The sequence below is a fragment of the Haloflavibacter putidus genome, from assembly GCF_006546625.1.
Classification (GTDB): Bacteria; Bacteroidota; Bacteroidia; order Flavobacteriales; family Flavobacteriaceae; genus Mesonia; species Mesonia putida.
Genome location: NZ_VIAR01000017.1, coordinates 1 through 22518 on the forward strand (window position 1 = coordinate 1; position 22518 = coordinate 22518).

Below are 22518 nucleotides of genomic sequence, written 5' to 3' on the forward strand. Positions count from 1 at the left end.
GTAATAAGCGGGGAAGGCTGTGAAAACACCACCACTTTAACCTTGGTGGTAACGCCCAACCCAAGTATAGCAGAAGAGCTGGAACCTTTGGAAGCCTGTGATATGGATAACGATGGTTTTGAAGAATTTGATTTGGAAGCTGCTATAGAAGACATTCTAAATGGCGAGCCCAATGTAACGGCCAGCTTCCACTTAACCCAAGACGATGCTAACAACGGCGTTGGTGCAATAGATACCAGTGTTCCTTACGGAACAGCCAATGCAGAAGAAGTAATTTGGGTACGCGTAGAAAACACCGGGCCAAACCAAGACGATGGCAGTGGTTGTTATGTAGTGCGGTCCTTGCAGCTTATAGTAACCCCATCTCCGGAAATAGCCGGCGAATTGGACGATTTGTATGTATGTGATGACGAGAACGCAGATGGCTTTGCTTTCTTTGATCTGACCGAGAATTACGATAATATTATCGGCGAGCAAGACCCGACAGATTTGGAAGTAACCTACCACACCTCAGAGCAAGACGCGCAAGACGGGGTAGATGCCATAGCCGTACCAAGTAACTATATGAACATCATCAACCAGCAACCCATTTATGTGCGGGTAGAAAACACGGCAACCGGCTGTGTAGATGCGTTTGATTTTACACAAAACAATACCTTTACCCTAAACGTGGAAGCACTACCGGAACTTAACACGCCACCACCATTACAAGTATGTGATGATGGCGACGCTGATGGCTTTACGGAATTTAACTTAACCGATAGCGAAGTCGATATTATAGGCAGTGAGCCAATTCCGGGTAACCTGGAATTTGTGTACTACGCCTCGCAAAGTGATTATGAGAACGATACACCAATAGACAATCCGCAAGCCTATACCAATACCAGCAATGCACAAACCATTTATATAGAAGTAACCGATGGGGCAACCCAAGCAATGTGTGCAAGCACAATAACGCTAACCATACGCGTGCTGCCCTTGCCAAGCCCATCTGAGACCGATATAGAAGTGCTCAGTCAGCAGCAATGTGACGATGATGAAGATGGTATAGCAGCAGAGCCCTTTGATCTTACTACAAGTGGTAACTTGATTGCCGGACCTGAAAACGTAGACTTGGAGTATTATGTTACTGAAATTGGCGCAGAAACCGCTGATGAAGACGACCAAATAGACACCCCGGAAGCCTATATAAACGAGCCGGAGTATAATATAGAAGACGCCAATGGTAACCCTACCAANGTACAGATAATTTATGTACGGGTAAACAGTGGGGTAAATGGCAATTTCTGCCACGTGGTGGTACCTTTTGAAATTATTGTGGTACCCGAGCCAAAACTCAACCCACTCGGCGATCCGTTTGGCTATACTTTATGTGAAGACGGGACAACGGGAACCGCAGTAGTTATCCCGGAAGACATTACCGGTAACCTGTACCATTACGATGAAGGCAATGGCGACCCAACAGATATTATTCCATTGTTAGATCCGGATGCAAGTAACCAAAGTCAAGATATAGACGATTATACGGTAACCTATCACGTCACAGAACAAGACGCAGAAGATGGGGTAAGTCCTATAAGCTCAGCAGCAGGCTTTACCGCCACTACCGATGATATTTTATATATCCGGGTGGTGTATAACGAGACCAACTGTTACAATATGGGCAATATTGGTCAAGTACGTATCACGGTAAAACCAAGACCGGAGATAGCACAAACGCAATTTGCAGAAGTGTTGTGCTCCGATGAGCCCGGGGGCGATACAGCGGTATACGATTTAAATGTATATACAGATGCTATTTTGGGTGATTTAGATCCGGCAGACTATACGGTATATTACTATGCCACTCAAGAAGATTACCAATTTGGTGGGGAGATAGAAGACCCGGCCAATTATACGGTAACCAATGGGCAAACGGTATATGCCGCAGTAATAGACCAAGCCACACTTTGTGAATCTGCTCAACCGGCAGAGATTAACTTTGAAATAAACGAACAACCGGTAGTAGATATAAGCGACCAAGATGGAATAATTTGCGTAGGCGATCCGGATGTTACCGGAGCAGATTACAGTCCAATAACAATAGCCACAGGCTTAGACCCGGCTATATATAACTTTAGCTGGAGTTTAGATGGCAGCACGCTAGCGGGAGAAACTGACAGCAGTATAACGATAGACCCGGCAGCACCCGGTAATTATGGTCCCGGCACCTATACGGTAACGGTAACCAATGCAGCAAGTGGCTGTAGCAATAGCAGTAGTGCTACCTTGAGTGGCAGTAGTGCCCCAACTTTCTCGTTAGAACGCCTGAATTTAGGTTTTGATGAAGAACACGCCATTCGGGTGTATAATGTAGAAGGTAGTGGTAGCTATGAGTTTAGACTGGACAACGGCCCTTGGATAGCGTATAACAACGAAGCCGGCGAACTGCTTTTTGAAGACGTAGACCCCGGAGAGCATACCGTTTACGGAAGGGATACCGGCGGTTGTGGCGTTAGGGCACAAACCATTTTATTTATCGATTACCCGGATTTCTTTACCCCTAACGAAGACGGTTATAACGATACCTGGAACATAATTGGTTTAGGTCCATTAAACCAAGGCGCGAAGATATTTATCTTTGACCGTTACGGTAAATTGCTTAAGCAAGTCAGTCCGCAAGGACCAGGATGGGATGGTACTTACAACGGCAACCCGTTGCCCTCTACCGATTATTGGTTTAGGATAGAATATGTAGAAACCTTAAACGATGGCAGCGTAGTGCCAAGAGAGTTTAAAGGTAACTTTACCTTAAAACGATAACAGAAGTTTATAATACTTGAAAAGCAAACCGGTTTGTGAGAGCAAAACCGGTTTGCTTTTTTTATAGTAAAGAATATTTCGTTCGGTTTTGCAGAAAAACGAATTTGCAAGCGCAAGCGGTCTCTTTTATTTTTTCTTATAAACAACGCTAAAAGTCCCTTCTTTTTGTTAAGGGAGTTTTAATGGAGTATCTATGAGGTATCTATGGAGTATCTGTGAAGTATCCTTAAGCGCTATTTAATTAAAAATAACGCTAAAAGAATTGCGTGGGATTAAAAGGTTTTTTATTTATCTCTTTATTTAAAAGACATCTTTTTACCGATTTTTATAAAGCAGTTTTAATACACTCTTAATACACTAGCTATACTTGAGCTATACTTGAGCTATACTGAAGCTATACTGGAGTTATATTCAAAATATATACATCGATTTACCTCTTAACTGGGTATATCTTTGCTTTTTAAGTTAAAGATATACGGTTGGGTTTAAATTATCTTGGGGAGAAGTGGTTTAATTTATTGCAAGGAATTCAAAATTCCGTAAAGTTAAAATTATAAAGATGCCTCTTTTAAGTAGCTGTTATCTTTATTGAAATATGGAAAAATAACAGCTATTTTTTATTATAGATGTGCGAATAAATTCCGTAAAGAAAATGAATAGTTACATGGCCAAAGACATGGTCAAAACATAATTTGAGCGACTTCTGTCTATTTGGATTCGTTCGCTATAATCTGTAAAGTCTAAATTTGCGCTGTAATCTCTTTGAGCGTTATCGTAAGCAAAGTCTAAGCGTATTTTGCCAAAAGAATAGCCTATTCCGGCAGAATAACCGTTTAAAGCACTCATTAAATCTTCATTTTTATAAGGACTTTCTTCGTAGCGGTAACCTGCGCGCAATCGCCAATTTTTTAGACGATATTCTCCACCAATTCGGATGCTGGAAGTAGCTTGGTACAAATTATCTATTATTGCATTTTGCGTGCTAAAATCTATAGAAACCTCATCGGAAGAGTATTTCATGTTGGCGTAATTTTTATAAGTGTAATCTACACTCAATAAACCGTGCTCGCCAAAAACTACGGCAGCACTTCCGGTTAATTCTCCGGGCGTTCGCAACCTGTAATTTGGGAAAACATTTATAACACGTGGGTTGGCAATAGCTCGTGGTTGCTCAAAACCTTCGCTATAGGTTTCTAAATATTGCTTGGTTTCGTCTTGAATAACATACCAGGTTGGCGATTTGTAGGAAGCGCCCAAACGAAGCATATCATTTACTTTTACAATTCCGCCAAGGTCAAATGAAAAGCCTGTACCTAAGGTACGCAGGCTATTTTCAAAATAAATTTCGTCTACGGTACTGCTCTCGGGGGCTATTTCGTATAAATCTGTTGTTTTTTCGTAATTGATAAAGTGTCCGTTTAAGTTTAAACCTAAGTAAAAACGTTTATCTAATTCTAAAGAACCATTGGCTGAAAATTTTCCGTTAAGGCCAGTAGACCTATGATTATATCGTTGCTCAAAATTATTACCGCTAACATTAGAAATGTAGGAAGTACTATTTAAATCGCCAGGATTTTCGGCATCAAAAATAAACGTCTCGTATCCTAAATAAGCAGTTTGTAGGTTTACATTATTAAAACCTTCAGCAGAAAAATTAGCTTCGCCCAAGTAGATATAGAGATCGTCTAAACTTTCTCCGCTCATAGTGGTAAATAAATCTAACGGAACTCCATTGGCAAGGTTAGTGAAATAGTTACCAATGGAGGTGCTGGCAGCACCTAATCCTGTAAATTTATCGTCTAAACTTTTATTTCTGTCATAGGTAAAACCAAAACTAAATTTGGTTAACGTAGCTTCGGGATTGTAACTATTATATACAAATACAGCACCGGCTTGGTGCAGATCAAATTTATTGTTAGAAGATGATGTTGCATTATTTCTAAAAAAAGCATCGTTTGTATAATGTTCATTAGAAATGGAAAAAGAAACGTGATTAGTTAAAAAAATAGAAGAACCTGCCGGATTGATTTTTAATGCCGATATATCTCCGCCTAGAGCTCCAAAAGCTCCACTCATAGCGGTAAAACGAGCCGTTCCTGTAAGATCTTTTAGTGCATAATTTAGAGCTGCATCTTGGGTTTGGCTATAACTAAATACTGTGCTAAACAAGATAGCACAGTATATAAATATGTTTTTTTGCATAATCATTCTTTGTTAAATTATCTGGTTCTGCTTCCAGAACTTCGTGTACCGCTAGATCTAGTACTTCCACTGGTGCTTCCACTAGATCTGGTACTGCTAGATCCTGAAGAGAAAGTTTTATTACTACGTGTAGAACCCGTGTTTATAGAGTTATTATTAGATCGCGGATTTCTCGTAGGATATTGCGTTCTCGTGTTAGATGATCTATTGGTCCTAGTAGAACTACTGTTATAATAACCATTTCTAGATGTCGATTTTCTAGTATTGGTACGTGTATTATTTCGTGTAGACCTAGTAGTAGCCTTGTTTGTTCTCGCATCTATATTACGAGAATTTCTCACGCGGGTATTAGAACGAGTTCTAGCATCAGATTGGTTGGATCTATTGGTTCTTGTAGTTGTAGAACTTCTGTTATAATCTCTACTGTTGTAATTACTTCTTATATTGTTATTACGACCGGTATAACTACTACGATAATTTCTGCTCGTATTATGACGCGCTACACGATAATAAGGGTTGTAATAGTAAGGCGAACCGTAATAATGGTTATAAGGCGACCCATAATAATGGTGGTACGGATTGTAACCATAACCATAATAAGGATTATAGTAACCGCCCCAACCTATGTTAAAGCCAATGTGCCAGTTGTTATAATAAGGTCTATAGCCATAGCCATAACCCCAAGGTCTATAGTAACCGCCCCAACCATAAGTATTGTAATAAGGAGAGAAACCAGTGTCGTAATAATTAACATTTACCGTGGTTGGATTAGAACCCCACCCGGCATTACCTTGAGTATATTGCTGGTCTTCTTCATAATAACGCTCTTCGCCTTCGGCTTGATCGTTTTGTGAAGAATATGTTTCTACATCGGTAAAAACATTTTGTTGCTTATTTTGTTCTTGTGCTTGCGCTATTTGTTCCCCTTGTTGCTCAAAGTAATTCTCATAATAGGAAGTCTCTTCTCTAGAATCATCGGCCTCTTTTGAAGTTTGATTAGAGACTTGCTTATTATCGCTAGAATAAATTCCGTCTCTTTCATAACCTGCGTTATCATAAGAACCACAAGAAAATAACAAGAAAGTTGCACAAAGACCACTCAGGGCTTTGATGCTAAATTTATATTTATTTAAGAGTTGCATATCTTGAGGTTTTTATTGTTGGACATATATCAAAAATACTTAGTTTTGCCCTAAGTAAAAATGTATTAACAAAAACACAACATTTGTGCCAAAACCCAGACAATGAGCAAGAAGTTAACCCGGAGAGACGTAGATTATTCTAAATGGTATAATGAATTGGTAGTGCAAGCAGACCTCGCAGAGAACTCTGCTGTACGCGGATGTATGGTAATAAAACCCTACGGATATGCAATATGGGAAAAAATGCAAGCAGCTTTAGATAAAATGTTTAAAGAAACCGGTCATCAAAATGCTTATTTTCCTTTATTTGTGCCCAAAAGCTTGTTTGAGGCAGAAGAAAAAAATGCCGAAGGTTTTGCAAAAGAATGCGCTATTGTAACGCATTATAGATTAAAGACAGACCCTAAAGATAAAACAAAACTTGTTGTAGATGAAGATGCTAAGCTGGAAGAAGAACTGGTAGTGCGTCCTACTTCAGAAGCTATTATCTGGAATACCTATAAAGGTTGGATTCAATCTTATCGAGATTTACCTATTTTGATAAACCAGTGGGCAAATGTTGTACGTTGGGAAATGCGAACCAGGTTATTTTTACGAACTGCCGAATTTTTATGGCAAGAAGGGCATACCGCACACGCAACCAAAGAAGAGGCGTTGGCAGAGACCAAACAAATGAATGACATCTACGCAGAATTTGCAGAGAAATTTATGGCAATTCCTGTAGTAAAAGGAAAGAAAACCGAAAGTGAGAAGTTTGCCGGTGCAGAAGAAACCTATTGTATAGAAGCATTAATGCAAGATGGTAAAGCGCTGCAAGCTGGAACTTCGCACTTTTTAGGACAAAATTTCGCCAAAGCTTTTGATGTAAAATACGCTTCTAAAGAAGGTGGTTTAGAATACGTTTGGGCAACCAGTTGGGGCGTATCTACCAGATTGATGGGCGCTTTAATTATGACCCATAGTGATGATAAAGGTTTGGTTTTACCACCAAAACTGGCACCTAATCAAGTGGTTATAGTACCTATTTACAGATCGGAAGAGCAGTTGGAAGAAGTTTCTAAAGTTGCAAGAAAATTAGAAACCGACTTAAGAGAGGCAGGGGTTAGCGTGAAATTTGATAATAGGGATACCCATAAACCCGGTTGGAAATTTGCACAATACGAATTGCAAGGCGTACCCGTTCGTTTAGCTATTGGCCCGAAAGACATAGAAAAAGGAACGGTAGAATTGGCGCGAAGAGATAATTTAACCAAGTCTTTTGTGCAGCAAGATGAAGTAGTAGAAAAGGTTAAAGCTATAATGGTAGAAATACAAAATAATCTTTATCAAAAAGCTTTAGATTTTAGAGAATCTAATACCACAGAGGTAGATACTTTTGAGGAGTTTAAAAAAATACTAAAAGAAAAGCCCGGCTTTATTTCTGCCCATTGGGATGGTACTGACGAAACCGAACAAAAAATAAAAGAGTTGACCAAAGCAAGTATTCGTTGTATTCCTTTTGATGCCGAAAAAGAGGAAGGTAAGTGTGTTTTAACCGGCAAACCATCGAGCCAGCGTGTGCTTTTTGCGAAAGCGTATTAGGGGTTGGTTGATTGGTTGATTGGTGATTAGTTAATTGGGGATTAGAAAATAAAATTTGACACACTTAATTGAATAGACTCTTGCGAACGGCGTATAGCCTACAGCTTGTAATTAGTTTTTAGTTTACTGGTTAATTTATTTAAAAAAAGACGCCTACAGACTACGGCGTATAGCTTACAGTTTTTTAGGTTAAATCTTTTATGCATTTGCCTCACATTATTAATTGATTGAAATTTAGTTTAATATTAACATAAATTTTTAACAATTGCAAATTGTCGGTTAATCTTCAAAGGCTTAAATTACGGAAAACCAGCTGAAAATCGGCCTAGAAGTGTATTTCTTAATAAGTATTAATTTTTAGTTAATAGACGGTCGTTGCGCTAGAACTTTGCCGGTTAAACAGAATTAATAAGGAGAATTGTAAATCTTAGTTTATCCCTTGTGTTTCCCCTAAGGGGGAAGTTGGACTGATCTGACAAATTCGTGATTGATTTATAATTTTCGGTTAATTAATTTTATCAAACTTTGCTTACAGCTTACAGCTTACAGCTTACAGCCAGTTAATTAGTGACAGAAGCGATTAGTAATTGGTTTTGGGTTTTAAATTAACTTTATCTAAATCTGAATTTTAGTCGAGTGCGAAAAAAAATTATTAGAAAAGTTTGGAGCATTCAAAATAAGTATTATTTTTGCATCCGCATTTAAGCAAGTATGGTCCGTTCGTCTAGGGGTTAGGACGCCAGGTTTTCATCCTGGTAACAGGGGTTCGAATCCCCTACGGACTACTAAAAGTGAGGAAAATAGATTTAATTTCCTTTTTTTGAAAATTTAATTAATTAACGGTCCGTTCGTCTAGGGGTTAGGACGCCAGGTTTTCATCCTGGTAACAGGGGTTCGAATCCCCTACGGACTACAAGTAATAACGAAGAGAAACAAACATAAACGGTTATGGCAAATCATAAGTCAGCATTAAAGAGGATACGTAACAACGAGACTAAACGTCTTAGAAACCGTTACCAACACAAAACCACTCGTAATGCCATAAAGAAATTGAGGAATGCAGAGAAGGCAGAGGCAGAAAAACTTTATCCTTCTGTAATTTCTATGATAGATAAATTGGCTAAGAAAAACATTATACACGATAATAAAGCAGCTAACTTAAAATCTAAATTGACTAAGCACGTAGCAGCGCTTTAATTTAGGTTTAGCTTTAGTATATTAGTGTTATAATCCTCTTAAACTTCTTTTACCGGATCGGTAAAAGAAGTTTTTTTGTTGCCTAATTTTACTAGATAAATAAATTAGTATTAACGTGAATTCGATATAAAAGTTTAGAGTTTTTTAGTTCTTTTTCTTCCGTATAGCTACGCTTTTCCGTAAAAAATTTTCGAAGCCTTGGAGTAAATTTAGGAAAAGCTTAGCGGTTTTTCGTCATAAGCGAAAAAAATACCTTAGAAAAAGCGTCTTTTCTTTTGGTTCGTTTTCTTTGGACGAGCAAAGAAAATGAACAAAGGATCTTAAAGTGCAAGATTACTATCGGTTTTTAAATTTTTCATTGAAAAAGCTTAGATCGAACTCAGGTTATTAGTTTCTTTACGGAATAAAAAAACGGTCTTTTCAATTTAGAAAAGACCGTTTTGGTTCAAGTACTTTTGGCTATTTTTATTCGTTAATCGTAGCCAAAAACTCTTCGTTATTACGGGTGCGTTTTACTTTTTCGTTTATTAACTCCATCGCTTCCAACGGTGTCATATCTGCCAAGTATTTACGAAGACCCCATAACATTTGTATTACATTTTCGTCTAGCAATAAATCATCTCTTCTCGTGCTGGAAGAAGTAAGGTCTATTGCAGGGAAAATTCTTCTGTTAGAAATTCTTCTGTCTAGTTGCAGCTCCATATTACCGGTACCTTTAAACTCTTCAAAAATCACTTCATCCATCTTAGAGCCGGTGTCTGTTAAAGCAGTTGCAATAATAGATAGCGAGCCACCATTTTCAATATTTCTTGCTGCACCAAAGAAACGTTTTGGTTTATGCAAGGCGTTGGCGTCTACACCACCGCTCAAAACCTTACCGCTGGCAGGTTGTACCGTGTTGTATGCGCGGGCAAGACGTGTAATAGAGTCTAATAATATTACTACATCGTGGCCACATTCTACCAAACGCTTAGCTTTTTCTAAAACTATATTGGCTACTCGCACGTGCTCGTGTGCTTCTTTATCAAAAGTAGAAGCTACCACCTCGCCATTTACATTACGTTGCATATCGGTTACCTCTTCTGGGCGTTCATCTATAAGTAAAACTATTTGATAAACTTCCGGGTGGTTTGCAGCAATGGCATTAGCAATATCTTTTAGCAACATGGTTTTACCGGTCTTAGGTTGCGATACAATCATACCGCGCTGCCCTTTCCCTATAGGGGAAAACATATCCATAATTCTGGTAGAAGTGCTGCTGTCTCTCTCTGCTATATTAAATTTTTCTTGCGGAAAAAGAGGCGTTAAATGTTCAAAAGAAACGCGGTCTCTAACCACTTGCGGATCTAAACCATTTATTTTATTTATCTTGATTAAAGGAAAGTACTTTTCTCCTTCTTTAGGCGGACGCACTTGCCCAAAAACCGTGTCGCCGGTTTTTAAACCAAACAATCTAATTTGCGATTGCGATACATAAATATCGTCTGGAGAAGAAAGGTAGTTATAATCAGACGAGCGTAAAAAACCGTAGCCGTCTTGCATAATATCCAAGACTCCTTCGCTTTCTATAATAGCATCAAACTCAAAATCTGGTTTTCTGTAACGGTTTCTACTATCGCGATTGCCGTTATTTTTGGTGTTTTTATGTGTGTGTTTGTGGTCTTTAGACGTGTTGCTTTTATGATCTTTAGAAGAAGACTTATCTTCTTTTTGTTCTTTGGTATTTTTCCTGTTAGAAGTATCTTTCTTATGCGCACTGTCTTTTTTAGGAGCGTCGTCTTTTTTAGAAGAATCTTTCTTTTGGGTTGGTTTTTTCGCGTCTGCAGCGCTATGTTTTTCTTTTGCGGTATTTTTGGAAGGTTTTTCTTCCTTTTTGGTAGGACGCGTATCTGTTTTAGGAGTGCGTTTGCGTTTTGGTTTTTCTGTTGCTTTGGTATCTTCCTTCTTAGGAAGGTTTTCATCATTTAATGCAGCTTCTGCTTTTTTAGGGTTTGCTGCTTGGTAGTCTAAAATCTGGTAAACCAGATCCAGTTTTTTTAAACTTCTAAACTTTGGTACGTTTAAGGTTTTAGCAATTTCCTGTAGTTCAGGAAGTTTTTTTGCTTTTAATTCTGAAATCTCTAACATCTAATTAAAAAATATATATTTTGTATGGTTTGATTATCTAAAAAAGGCTTAGCTTTTTTATAAAAAAGAAAAATTTTGAAAATAATTTGGAGCTATAAGTAACCTTTATTGAAGTGGTTACGACTTTATAGATGCAAGTATACAACTTTATTTTAAATTTTAAATGCCAATCTAAAAAGAATCTGTTATTTTTGTGGCACATTTTACAAATTATGATTCAACGAATACAAAGCGTATATTTACTTATAGTAACCTTGGTTGCCGCGCTCTTACCGTTTTACTTGTCGCTATGGCAAACAGAAGACGGAAGCAATTTTTATGCGCAAGATCTATTATATGTCTTGCTTATGTTCTTAGGGTCTGCTGTTTTGGCATTTGTTGAAATCTTTCTTTATAAAAACAGAAAGCTTCAGTTTGTTCTGGGGCGTATCAATATCTTATTAAACTTTATTTTACTAGGATTTTTTGTGTACTGGTTGCTAATCGTACCTGGAGAAATGCAAATTTCAGAGAAAGGTATTGGGTTGCTAATTCCAATTATTTCTATCGTTTTTTTAGCAATGGCTAATAAAGCCATTAAAAAGGATGAAGCGCTCGTAAAATCTGTAGACCGGTTGCGATAAACCTAACATCTTAGTAGTATTAGTGCGTGAAACCCGAAAGCTTGTCTTTCGGGTTTTTTTGTTATTTGGGCAAATCCCCCAATAAAAATTGGGGGTCGGGCTATCCGCTATAGTTTCTATGCCGCAAAAGCGTCATAAAAAGCTGCCGCTGCTATCCCTTTTGCAAAAAGCTTAACGTTTTCCCAACTCAATTACTTCCAAATTTTTAATATTCTCTCCCTCAATTTCAAACCGAAGCATGGTTCTTACCTGGTGAAAACCTTGTTTGCCGCAAGCCCCCGGATTCATATGCAATAAATTTAAATTTTTGTCGTGCATCACTTTTAAAATATGCGAGTGCCCACAAATAAATAATTTTGGCGGATTTTTCTTTATCTTTTCTCTAACAGCAGGCGAGTACTTTCCGGGGTAACCGCCAATATGCGTGATCCAAACATCTACTGCTTCGCACATAAATCTATTGTTTAAAGGGAATTCTTTTCTTACCTCGTGGTCGTCAATATTTCCGTAAACGGCACGCAAAGGTTTTATTTTTTTAAGAGCATCGGTAACTTTTGTATTTCCAATATCTCCCGCGTGCCAGATTTCATCCGCTTGACGGGCATAAGATAAAATCCTGTTGTCTAAATAACTATGGGTGTCGCTTAAAAGCAATATTTTTTTCAAAACTATAAGGTTTGTGCAAGGGTTAATTAATTTCTTAAGCAAAAGGATTGCCGTATATTTGCACTTCAAAAATATAAAAATAGATTTGAGATTTTTTATAAATCTGGCATATAATGGTAGCGCATATCACGGGTGGCAAATACAACCCAATGCTACTAGTGTACAGCAAATTTTAGAAGATAAACTGCAAATTGCACTGCAAGAAACAATTAGCGTTGTTGGCGCCGGCCGTACAGATGCCGGAGTACACGCCAAACAACTTTATGCGCATTTTGATACAGAGCAAACTTTAAATTTGCAAGAATTTGCTTTTAAAGTAAATAAGCTTTTGCCAAAAGATATTGCAGTAAATGCCGTAGAAAAAGTGCAACCCAATGCTCACGCACGTTTTGATGCTAGTGCACGTACTTATAAATATTTTATAAACACAGCAAAAAACCCGTTTACCACAGATTTTGCTTATTACAAGAAAAATCTGTTAGATGTAGCGGCAATGAATCAAGCAGCAAAGATTTTATTGGACTATAAAGATTTTAAATGCTTTTCAAAAAGCAGAACCGATGTAAAAACGTATAATTGCAGTATTCAATTTGCGCAATGGGAAAAACAAGATACCCAACTAGTTTTTTGCATTAAAGCAGACCGCTTTTTAAGAAATATGGTGCGCGCCATTGTGGGTACACTTTTGCAAGTGGGCGAAAAAAAGATAAGTCCTACAGATATGCACACTATAATTAAAAGCAGAGATAGAGGCAAAGCAGGAACCTCTGTGGCCGCAAAAGGTTTATTCTTGTGGGAAATAGAATACCCCAAAACAATATTTAGCTAGTTTTATGGCAACAAAAACAGGAAATGCATTTGATTTTAAGCTTTTTAAGCAGTTGTTGGCTTATACAAAGCCTTATCGGGTTACCTTTTATTTTGTAGGTTTTGCTGCTATTTTGCTTTCGGTTTTTGGTGTGGTTAGGCCTTACTTAACCAAACTTACCATAGACGAGTCTGTAGTGCCAAAAGACGGTGACGGCTTGCTATTCTATATTCTATTAATGGTGGCGGCACTTACTTTAGAAGTCATCTTTCAGTTTTGTTTTATCTATTTTGCCAACTGGTTGGGCCAGGAGGTTATTCGTGATATTAGGGTAAACCTATTTGAACATATGATTAGGTTTAAAAAACAATATTACGATAATTCTGCAGTTGGTCGCTTGGTAACCCGTGCGGTAAGTGATATAGAAACCATTGCCAGTATTTTTAGCCAAGGCTTGTTTATGATTATAAGTGATTTGCTAAAGATGCTTGTGGTTATAGGCTTTATGTTTTTTCAAAGTTGGCGTTTAACGCTTTTGGTACTGGTAGTTTTACCTTTTATTTTATATGCAACAAGGGTTTTTCAGAAAAAAATGAAAATAGCTTTTGAAGAAGTTCGCACTCAGGTTTCTAATCTAAACTCTTTTGTGCAAGAACGCCTAACAGGAATGAAGATTGTACAAATCTTTGGACGGGAAAACATAGAATACGATAACTTTAAAGAAATTAACAATAAACACAAAAAAGCCTGGGTAAAAACCGTATGGTATAACTCTATATTTTTTCCTATTGCAGAAATGGCAACCTCTATCACAATTGGTGTGGTAGTGTGGTTTGGTGGGTTACGCGTAATAGCACAAGACAACCAGGCACTCACATTGGGGGTAATTGTTATGTTTATACAACTTATACAGATGTTGTTTAGACCACTACGACAAATTGCAGATAAATTTAACACCTTGCAGATGGGAATGGTAGCAGCCAATCGTGTTTTTGGTATTTTGCATACCAAATCTGCCATAGCAGACCGCGGTAAAATAGAAGCTAAAAATTTGGTAGGAGATATTGCGTTTAGAAATGTAAATTTTAGCTATATAGAAGGAGAAAGAATTTTAAAAGAAGTTTCTTTTTCTGTAAAAGCAGGAGAAACTATAGCTATTGTTGGTGCAACCGGGGCAGGAAAAAGTACAATCATCAACTTGCTTAGCAGATTTTATGAGATAGACAGTGGCGAGATTTCTATAGACGGCGTTAACATAAAAGAATATACGCTAAAATCTTTACGGAATGAAATTGCCGTGGTTTTACAAGATGTATTTTTATTTGCAGATACCATAAAAAGCAACATCAGCTTAAATAATCCCAATATTACAGAAGAAGAAGTAATTGCAGCAGCAAAAGAAATTGGGGTAGACAAATTTATTGCCAGTTTGCCCAATGGTTATAACTATAACGTTAAAGAACGTGGCGTGATGCTTTCTTCCGGACAACGACAGCTTATAGCTTTTTTACGTGCTTATGTGAGCAACCCAAGCATTTTGGTGTTAGATGAAGCTACCTCTTCTGTAGACAGTTATAGCGAACAGCTTATACAAGATGCAACCGATAAAATTACCAAAGGCCGTACTTCTATCGTGATTGCACACCGTTTGGCCACCGTAAAAAAAGCAGACAGAATAATAGTTATGGATGCCGGAAAAATTGTAGAAATAGGCTCGCACGAGCAGCTTTTAAAACAAGAAAACGGCTATTATAAAAACCTATACGAAGTGCAATTTATGGAAGAAGAAGATAATAAAGTAGGTTAGAATTTTTGTTGCAAAAAAACCTTAGCTTAAATCGTTTTCTAATTTTCTTTCTAAATCTTGAAAGTCGTCGTAAATCTCAAAACTCCCGTCTTTAATATAATTGGTTTGCCCGGATTCTTCGCTAACCACTAAGGCTACCGCATCTGTTTTCTCGCTAATGCCTACCGCAGCTCTGTGGCGTAAACCAAATCGTAACGGAATGCTTCTATCGTTGCTTACGGGAAGTATAGTGCGGGTTGCGGTAATTTTATTGTCTTCTATAATCATCGCGCCATCGTGCAGCGTACTATTTTTGTAGAAAATCGACTCAATAATAGGTTGGTTAACCTCTATATTCATTTTGTCTCCAGAAGATTTTACAAAATCTAAACTGGTACTTCTTTTAATAACTATAAGCGCTCCGGTGTTGGTTTTGCCCATATTTTCGCAGGCTTTTAAAATGGCTTTAATGTCTGTAGAAACTTCGCTTACATCGTCGCGCATAAATTTTAATTGGCGTAAAAAATTGCGTTTAGTGCCAAAATTAGTCGACCCCACCATAAGCAAAAATTTTCTTATTTCTTGCTGAAAAACTACAATCAATGCAAACATTCCCACACCAATAAACTCACCAAAAACGCTACTAAGCATTTCCATTTGAAGCAATTGCGTAAGCTTCCAAGCCAGGTAAATAATTACAATACCAATAAAAATATTAATAGCCGCGCTACCTTTTACCAATTTATAAATATAGTAAAGCAAGACGGCCACCAAAACGATATCTAGGATATCCAGTATTCTAAAATCTAAAAAATTAAAACTATCCAAATTATAAGCTTTTTGGTAAATGTATAAATTTACTGGTTAAATTCTGTATAGAGTTGTACACATTCTTTTGCTTCTTTAACATCGTGTACGCGCAAAATAGAAGCGCCGCCCAATAGCGCCAAAGTATTTACAACGCTAGTGCCGTTTAAGGCATCTTCTGGCTTGTTGCCCAGGGTTTTGTAAATCATAGATTTTCTAGATAGGCCAACTAAAATTGGAATTTCCAGGTTTTTTAACAAGGTCATTTTCTGTAAAAGTTCAAAATTTTGTTCTCTTGTTTTTGCAAACCCAAATCCGGGATCTATTATTATATCATTAATTCCGGCTTTTCTAGCTTGGGCAATTTTTTCCGTAAAGTAAAAAATAATTTCCTGCAATAAATCTTCGTATTCTGTATTGTTTTGCATTGTTTTTGGCGTTCCACGCATATGCATCATACTATAAGGAACTTGTAATTTGCTTACCACTTGCATCATTTTAGGGTCTAGACTACCCGCAGAAATATCGTTAACCAAGCAAGCTCCTGCTGTTACCGCTTCTTGTGCAACTTCACTCCTAAAAGTATCTACAGAGAGTAAGATTTCCGGAAATTCTTCTTTTAGAAGGTTTATAATAGGAAGCAAGCGGTTTAACTCTTCCTTTACGGAAACATCTGCGGCTTGCGGGCGAGAGCTATACGCGCCAACATCTATAAAATCTGCGCCCTCGTGCAGCATTTTGGTAGTATGCTGTATAATTTGCTTTTGATTTTTATGCTTTCCGCCATCGTAAAAAGAGTCTGGAGTAAGGTTTAAAATACCCATTATTTTGGGCGTTTTTAAATTAACTAAATTTCCCGCGCAATTGATTGCCATAAAGATTAAGTTTACATTTTAATTTTTTATATTTCCCGAAATTTACGCAAAATACAGAGTTTTCATGCAAAAAACATCTACGCAATACGATGCAGTTATAAAAAAATGCCGGGATTTGTTCGAAAAAAAGATGCGCGATTATGGAAGCGCGTGGCGAATACTGCGATTATCTTCTTTAACCGATCAAATTTTTATAAAAGCGCAACGCATTCGTAAGTTGCAGGAAACCGAAACCAGAAAAGTAGAAGAAGACGAAATTTCTGAATTTATTGGTATAATTAATTATGCCATTATGGGTTTGATACAACTGGAAAAAGGCATTGCGCAACAACCAGACTTAGCTTTAGAAGAAGCTTTAGAGTATTACGACCAGAAAATAGAAGATACTAAAAATCTTATGCTCAATAAAAATCACGATTACGGCGAAGCTTGGCGCGATATGCGTGTAAGCAGCCTAACCGATCTTATTTTGCAGAAATTATTACGCGTAAAACAAATTGAAAATAACCAAGGAAAAACGTTGGTGAGCGAAGGCATTGCAGCTAATTATCAAGATATGATAAATTATGCGGTATTTGCGCTCATCTTACAAAAATTTGATACTTACTAAACTCTTTATTTATGAAACTACTTGTTGGCTTTGCACGAATTTTTGTTGGCTTGCTATTTATTTTAAGCGGCTTTATAAAATTAAACGACCCTGTTGGCTTTGCGTATAAATTACAAGAATATTTTGGCGAAGGCGTATTAAATTTAGAATTCCTACAACCCTTTGCTTTAGGTATTGCAATTGTTTTGGTAATTTTTGAATTGCTACTAGGGGTTATGTTACTCTTGGGTTATGCTAGAAAATTTACTGTATGGAGTTTGCTGTTAATGATTATCTTCTTTACATTCTTAACCTTCTATTCTGCATATTTTAATAAAGTAACAGATTGTGGGTGTTTTGGCGATGCAATTCCGTTAACGCCTTGGGAGTCGTTTATAAAAGATGTAATTCTACTAGTATTTATTCTTATTTTGTTTGTAAAGCAAAAATACCTCGTACCGCTGTTTAATCCGGCTTCGCATAAATGGATTGTTTTTGTGGTGTTTATAGCTTGTTTGGCCTTTGCTTATTATGTTTTAATGCACTTGCCACTTATAGATTTTAGAGCCTATAAAGAAGGTGTAAATATAGAAGAAGGTATGCAACCAAGAGATGGCGAACTTATTCCGCCAATTCATGATTTTGCCTTTTATGGCGATGAAGGAGACGCTACCAGCATTATTTTAAACGAAGAAAAAGTATTGGTAATTGTGGCTTATAATTTAACCAAATCTGAAAAAGAAGGTTGGCAAAAAATTGCTCCGGCAATAAAAGAAGCCAAAGAAAAAGATTATAAAGTAATTGGTTTTTCGGCTTCCGGCCCCGATGATATTCAAAATTTAAAAGAAACATACGGCTACGATTTTAATTTCTATTTTACAGACGAGACTGCTATTAAAACCGTAATACGTTCCAATCCCGGACTTATGACCTTAGAAAAAGGTACTATCAAACAAAAACTGCATTGGAACGACGCGAGCAAAATCAATTTAAAATAGCGCAGTTTGTTTCAGTATATTATAAAAAAGATAGGCTATGCATTTCTTACTTTATTAGGGGTAATTAGCGTTATTTTTTTACTTTTTAATATTTTGCCGGGAGATCCCGCGCAAATGATGCTGGGACAAAATGAAACCGAAGAACAATTGCAAGCCGTACGTGCCAAATATGGTTTTGATAAATCTTTAGGAACGCAGTATTTATATTACGTAAACGATTTATCGCCTGTTTCTGTACATTCTAATCAAACCGCCGCTTATACTTATTTAGAAGAAGACAAATACCAAGTTTGGGCAAGTGCAGATTTAGGTAGCTTTACCTTAGCTTTAAAAACTCCGTATTTGCGCGAATCTTTTCAGAAAAACGGTAAAAAAGTCTCGGTTGTAATTGCAGAAACTTTACCAAACACTTTTGTTTTGGCGGTTTCTGCCATTGTTATCGCCTTAAGTATAGGTATTTTCTTCGGAATAATTTCTGCTTTACAAAAAGACTCGGTTTGGGATAAAGCCATCCAGGTTTTAAGCACTTTAGGAATGAGCGTTCCTTCCTTTTTTAGCGCCATTTTATTTGCTTGGTTTTTTGGCTACGTTTTACACGAATACACCAACCTAAATATGACAGGTAGTTTATACGAATTAGATGATTTTGGCGAAAAAAACACTTTACAATTAAAAAACCTTATCTTGCCAGCCATTGTATTGGGTATTAGACCTTTGGCGGTAGTTATACAACTTATGCGCAACGCTCTTTTAGAAGTTTTGCAGCAAGATTATATTAGAACGGCAAGGGCAAAAGGCTTGTCTACCAAACGCATTATTTTAAAACATGCGCTTAAAAACGCTTTAAATCCGGTGGTTACGGCCATTTCAGGCTGGTTTGCTTCTATGCTAGCCGGTGCCGTTTTTGTAGAATACATTTTCGGGTGGAATGGTTTAGGAAAAGAAATAGTAGACGCTTTAAACACTTTAGACTTACCGGTAATTATGGGCGCCGTTTTAATAATTGCGCTAATGTTTATTATTATTAATATTTTTGTAGATATTGTATACGGTTGGTTAGATCCTAAAATAACCCGCGCCTAATAGATTAAGATTTTAAATTTCCGTGCACGGAAAAAATAAAAGCTTTTTACAAAATCTAAGCAGTAAAATTTCTTTGCGGAATAGATAAGGGCGTGGAAAAGTAGAAGAGAGATTTACACAAAACCAAAAAGAAAAACTTATAGTCAAAAAAATATGAGAAAGAAAATAGTTGCAGGAAACTGGAAAATGAATTGTGATTTGGCCGAAATGCAAGAACTTTTAACCGGCATTAAAAATCAATTAAAAAATATACCGGATTCGGTATCTTTAATAGTAGCGCCGGCTTACACCAATTTATACCCGGCCTTTGAAACCTTAAAAGAAACCCCGGTAGAGGTAATTGCTCAAAATATGCACCAAGCAAAAAACGGTGCTTTTACCGGAGAAATCTCGGCGGCAATGTTAAAGGGAATCGGCATAAAAACAGTGATTTTAGGTCATAGCGAACGCCGAAGCATCTTTAAAGAAGATAATCAACTTTTAAAAGAAAAAGTACAAACAGCTTTAGACAATAGTATGCAGGTTATTTTTTGCATTGGGGAAGAGTTGGAAGCGCGAGAAGAAGACAAAGCTTTTGATGTGGTAAAAGAACAGTTAGAAAAAGCGCTGTTTTCTTTTCCGCAAACAGCTTGGAAAAATATTGTGGTTGCCTACGAGCCGGTTTGGGCAATTGGCACCGGCAAGACCGCGAGTCCGCAGCAAGCACAAGAAATGCACGCTTTTATAAGACAACAAATAGCAGAAAAATACGATAAAGAAACCGCAAATGCAGTTTCCATTTTATATGGCGGTAGCGTAAAACCAGCCAATGCAGAAGAAATTTTTTCGCAAACAGATGTAGATGGCGGCCTTATTGGTGGCGCGGCACTTAAAGCAGAAAGTTTTATAGAAATTGCTTTAGCTTTTCAAAATTAAATAGGTATGAAAAAAGAAACCTTCAAGAGTTTTTACTTTTATATAAAACCATTGCAACCCGGCACAGATATTCTTTTAGCAGAATTGAGCGAGTTGGGTTTTGATAGTTTTAGACAAACAGACGATGGGCTAGAAGCTTATATTGCATCTGGTAATTATCAAGAAGATATTCTAGATGAAGTTCCTATCTTAAAAAATCCGCATTTTACAATAACCCATACGGTTGAAGATTTAGAAAACAAAAATTGGAACCAAGAGTGGGAAAAGAATTTTTCGCCAATACAAGTAGGCGATAATTGTTTAATACGCGCACCATTTCACGACAAAAAAGAAGTAGAATTTGATATTATAATAGAGCCAAAAATGAGTTTTGGCACCGGACATCACGCCACCACGCATATGATGGTCGACCTTATTTTACAAGATAAGTGGAAAGATGAGAAACTTTTAGATATGGGTTGCGGTACGGGAGTATTAGCAATTTTAGCCGAAAAAAAAGGATCTCAAACTATAGATGCCATAGACATTGATAATTGGTGTTATCAAAATACCGTAGAAAACGTAGAGCGCAACAATTGTAAACATATTAAAGTATATGAAGGTGGCGCAGAGTTGCTTAAAGATAAAAAATACACTAGCATAATTGCCAACATAAACCGCAATGTTTTACTGGAAGATTTACCCGCTTACGCGGAAGCATTAGAAGCAGATGCAAAACTATTTTTAAGCGGATTTTATAAAGAAGATTTACCTATTATACAAGAAGCTTGCGAAAAATTAGATTTGCAATACGATAAACACTTAGAACGCGATAAATGGATAGCTGTAAAATTTGTTAAATAGTTGATTGTAAAAAACTTATTTTATATTTTTAAAGCGGAAAAAGTAAAGTTATGAGTGTTAAAGAAGAGCTTTTAGAAGAAGTTTTAACCGAAACGAAAGAGAAAAAACAAAACGAAATTATCGTGTTTAACGATGAGGTAAACACGTTTGATCACGTAATCGAAATGCTAATAAAAATTTGCGAACACGATGCTTTGCAAGCAGAACAATGCACTTTACTAATTCATTATAAAGGTAAATGCGGTGTAAAAAGCGGCGATTATGAAGATTTAAAACCGCGCTGCTCCAAACTTTTGGAAGCAGGTATTAGTGCGGAAATTCAGTGAAATAGGTTGTCAAGTTTCGAGGTAAGATTAAACATTGATTTAAATTTTTTTGTACTCCTGTAAGGTTTCTAAGAAATCTTACAGGAGTTTTTATTTGCTAAGAAACCTACAAGTTAAAAAAAAGACCTTGCGGGAGAGATTTGTAATTTAAAAAAAAGATTTCTATTAAACATAAGGAAATATTCCTTAATTTTGGTTTTTATCCGAGAAAATTGTAGGAAATATTCCTTTTTAAAACTATATTTGGGCTATGGATGTAAGTATAGAAATAAAGCGTTTTAAGGAAATTAGGGAAGATAACCAATTTACCCAAACCGAATTTGCTGAGAAACTGGGTATTAAATCTTCTACAGCAGATATAGAAAGAGGTCGCACCAAACTTTCTGGTATTGTAGTTACAGAACTTTTACGACAATTTGGCGTTAATCCGCTTTGGTTGTTTGGTAAAAGTCACCAAAAGTTTTTAAATCTTTATAAGGTAGATACAATGCCAAAGGTAATTACTCTCAACTCGCAAGAAGACGAAAATATAATGATGGTAAACCAACGGGCAGCCGCCGGTTATCCGCATAATATACAAGATGTAGAATGGTATAAACAGTTGCCGGCCTTTGACTTTCCGTTGCCGCAATACCGTAATGCTACTTATAGAGGATTTCAAATAGAAGGAGATAGTATGTTGCCAAATTTGCGTCCGGAAGATTGGGTTTTGGCCAAAGCTGTTCCGGCTATTAGCGAAGCATCAGACCATAAAATATATGTTGTAGTAATGCACGATACCGTTGTGGTGAAAAAATTGCATAAATTACCGGATCCTTCTAAAATCAGATTGGTTTCTTTAAACGAAGAATATACGCCTTTTGAAGTAGAGGTCTCAGACATACAAGAATTATGGCAAGTAAATTCTAAGTTAACTTTTAATTTAGAAAGTAATACCGGAAATAGCGTTTTACGCGAATTACAAGCTTCTATGGAAGAATTAAAAGCGCAAATAAAAGCTAATAATTAATTGGTCTCAAAAAAGGGATTTAAACCCTGCAATTTTATTGCAGCACTTTAGTAGTGCGAAAAAATCTATATTTTCGTACTATGAGTTATCAAAGAAAAGGCTCCCATACAGTAAGTTATTTAACGTGCCATATTGTTTG

General features: G+C 36.9%; 19 protein-coding genes and 2 tRNA genes. 15 read left to right on the forward strand and 6 right to left on the reverse strand.

Features of this window, described 5'->3' with window-relative positions; genetic code table 11:
- The first annotated feature begins 1659 nt into the window (after positions 1 to 1659).
- Entirely contained in the window at positions 1660 to 2802 is a 1143-nt protein-coding gene (locus tag FKR84_RS13580; protein ID WP_456237406.1) for a T9SS type B sorting domain-containing protein, read from the forward strand.
- A gap of 660 nt (positions 2803 to 3462) precedes the next feature.
- Here the strand turns inward: FKR84_RS13580 and FKR84_RS12815 are convergent.
- Entirely contained in the window at positions 3463 to 5004 is a 1542-nt protein-coding gene (locus FKR84_RS12815) for an OmpP1/FadL family transporter (protein WP_233357773.1), read from the reverse strand.
- Between the two features lie 17 nt (positions 5005 to 5021).
- Positions 5022 to 6146, reverse strand: a complete 1125-nt coding sequence (locus FKR84_RS13535; RefSeq protein WP_141422718.1) for a hypothetical protein — start codon at positions 6144 to 6146, stop codon at positions 5022 to 5024.
- 102 nt (positions 6147 to 6248) lie between these two features.
- Here FKR84_RS13535 and proS point away from each other — a divergent pair, with 102 nt between their 5' ends.
- From proS to rpsT, 4 genes are all read left to right on the forward strand, one after another.
- Positions 6249 to 7727, forward strand: a complete 1479-nt coding sequence (gene proS / locus FKR84_RS12825) for a proline--tRNA ligase (protein WP_141422719.1) — start codon at positions 6249 to 6251, stop codon at positions 7725 to 7727.
- 713 nt (positions 7728 to 8440) lie between these two features.
- A tRNA-Glu gene (locus tag FKR84_RS12830) sits at positions 8441 to 8512 on the forward strand.
- Between the two features lie 56 nt (positions 8513 to 8568).
- Positions 8569 to 8640 (forward strand) — tRNA-Glu (locus FKR84_RS12835).
- A 35-nt stretch (positions 8641 to 8675) separates the two neighbouring features.
- The gene (rpsT, locus tag FKR84_RS12840; RefSeq protein WP_141422720.1) at positions 8676 to 8924 is read left to right on the forward strand and encodes a 30S ribosomal protein S20; all 249 of its coding nucleotides are present in this window, start codon (positions 8676 to 8678) and stop codon (positions 8922 to 8924) included.
- A 465-nt stretch (positions 8925 to 9389) separates the two neighbouring features.
- Here the strand turns inward: rpsT and rho are convergent, their stop codons facing one another.
- Positions 9390 to 11051 carry a transcription termination factor Rho gene (gene rho, locus FKR84_RS12845; protein ID WP_141422721.1) on the reverse strand — a complete coding sequence of 554 codons (1662 nt, stop codon included), beginning with the start codon at positions 11049 to 11051 and terminating at the stop codon, positions 9390 to 9392.
- A 212-nt stretch (positions 11052 to 11263) separates the two neighbouring features.
- Between rho and FKR84_RS12850 the strand changes: the two genes are divergently transcribed.
- Positions 11264 to 11674: a DUF4293 domain-containing protein gene (locus FKR84_RS12850; protein ID WP_141422722.1), complete on the forward strand. Its 411-nt coding sequence runs from the start codon at positions 11264 to 11266 to the stop codon at positions 11672 to 11674.
- 171 nt (positions 11675 to 11845) lie between these two features.
- On the opposite strand, the gene FKR84_RS12855 is transcribed toward FKR84_RS12850, so the two are convergent.
- Positions 11846 to 12340 carry a metallophosphoesterase family protein gene (locus tag FKR84_RS12855; RefSeq protein WP_141422723.1) on the reverse strand — a complete coding sequence of 165 codons (495 nt, stop codon included), beginning with the start codon at positions 12338 to 12340 and terminating at the stop codon, positions 11846 to 11848.
- Between the two features lie 85 nt (positions 12341 to 12425).
- Here FKR84_RS12855 and truA point away from each other — a divergent pair, with 85 nt between their 5' ends.
- Both truA and FKR84_RS12865 read left to right on the forward strand, forming a co-directional pair.
- Positions 12426 to 13169, forward strand: a complete 744-nt coding sequence (truA, locus tag FKR84_RS12860) for a tRNA pseudouridine(38-40) synthase TruA (RefSeq protein WP_141422724.1) — start codon at positions 12426 to 12428, stop codon at positions 13167 to 13169.
- A gap of 4 nt (positions 13170 to 13173) precedes the next feature.
- A complete protein-coding gene (locus FKR84_RS12865) occupies positions 13174 to 14955 on the forward strand; it encodes an ABC transporter ATP-binding protein (RefSeq protein WP_141422725.1) in 1782 nt (593 codons plus the stop codon).
- A gap of 21 nt (positions 14956 to 14976) precedes the next feature.
- Here the strand turns inward: FKR84_RS12865 and FKR84_RS12870 are convergent, their stop codons facing one another.
- Positions 14977 to 15762: a diadenylate cyclase gene (locus FKR84_RS12870; protein WP_141422726.1), complete on the reverse strand. Its 786-nt coding sequence runs from the start codon at positions 15760 to 15762 to the stop codon at positions 14977 to 14979.
- Between the two features lie 29 nt (positions 15763 to 15791).
- On the reverse strand, positions 15792 to 16616 hold the full coding sequence (folP, locus tag FKR84_RS12875; RefSeq protein WP_141422727.1) for a dihydropteroate synthase: 825 nt from the start codon (positions 16614 to 16616) through the stop codon (positions 15792 to 15794).
- 64 nt (positions 16617 to 16680) lie between these two features.
- On the opposite strand from folP, the gene FKR84_RS12880 reads away from it, so the two are divergent.
- The 7 genes from FKR84_RS12880 (at position 16681) to FKR84_RS12910 (ending at position 22379) form a co-directional block, all read left to right on the forward strand.
- Complete coding sequence (locus FKR84_RS12880; protein WP_141422728.1) at positions 16681 to 17226, forward strand: DUF1599 domain-containing protein; 546 nt, start codon at positions 16681 to 16683, stop codon at positions 17224 to 17226.
- Between the two features lie 11 nt (positions 17227 to 17237).
- Entirely contained in the window at positions 17238 to 18203 is a 966-nt protein-coding gene (locus tag FKR84_RS12885) for a BT_3928 family protein (RefSeq protein WP_141422729.1), read from the forward strand.
- A gap of 6 nt (positions 18204 to 18209) precedes the next feature.
- Positions 18210 to 19286: an ABC transporter permease gene (locus FKR84_RS12890; RefSeq protein WP_141422730.1), complete on the forward strand. Its 1077-nt coding sequence runs from the start codon at positions 18210 to 18212 to the stop codon at positions 19284 to 19286.
- A 153-nt stretch (positions 19287 to 19439) separates the two neighbouring features.
- A complete protein-coding gene (tpiA, locus tag FKR84_RS12895) occupies positions 19440 to 20201 on the forward strand; it encodes a triose-phosphate isomerase (protein WP_141422731.1) in 762 nt (253 codons plus the stop codon).
- A 6-nt stretch (positions 20202 to 20207) separates the two neighbouring features.
- Positions 20208 to 21044: a 50S ribosomal protein L11 methyltransferase gene (prmA, locus tag FKR84_RS12900; RefSeq protein WP_141422732.1), complete on the forward strand. Its 837-nt coding sequence runs from the start codon at positions 20208 to 20210 to the stop codon at positions 21042 to 21044.
- 50 nt (positions 21045 to 21094) lie between these two features.
- Entirely contained in the window at positions 21095 to 21370 is a 276-nt protein-coding gene (locus tag FKR84_RS12905) for an ATP-dependent Clp protease adaptor ClpS (protein ID WP_141422733.1), read from the forward strand.
- Positions 21371 to 21620: 250 nt separating this feature from the next.
- A complete protein-coding gene (locus tag FKR84_RS12910; protein ID WP_141422734.1) occupies positions 21621 to 22379 on the forward strand; it encodes an XRE family transcriptional regulator in 759 nt (252 codons plus the stop codon).
- The last annotated feature ends 139 nt before the right edge of the window (positions 22380 to 22518 follow it).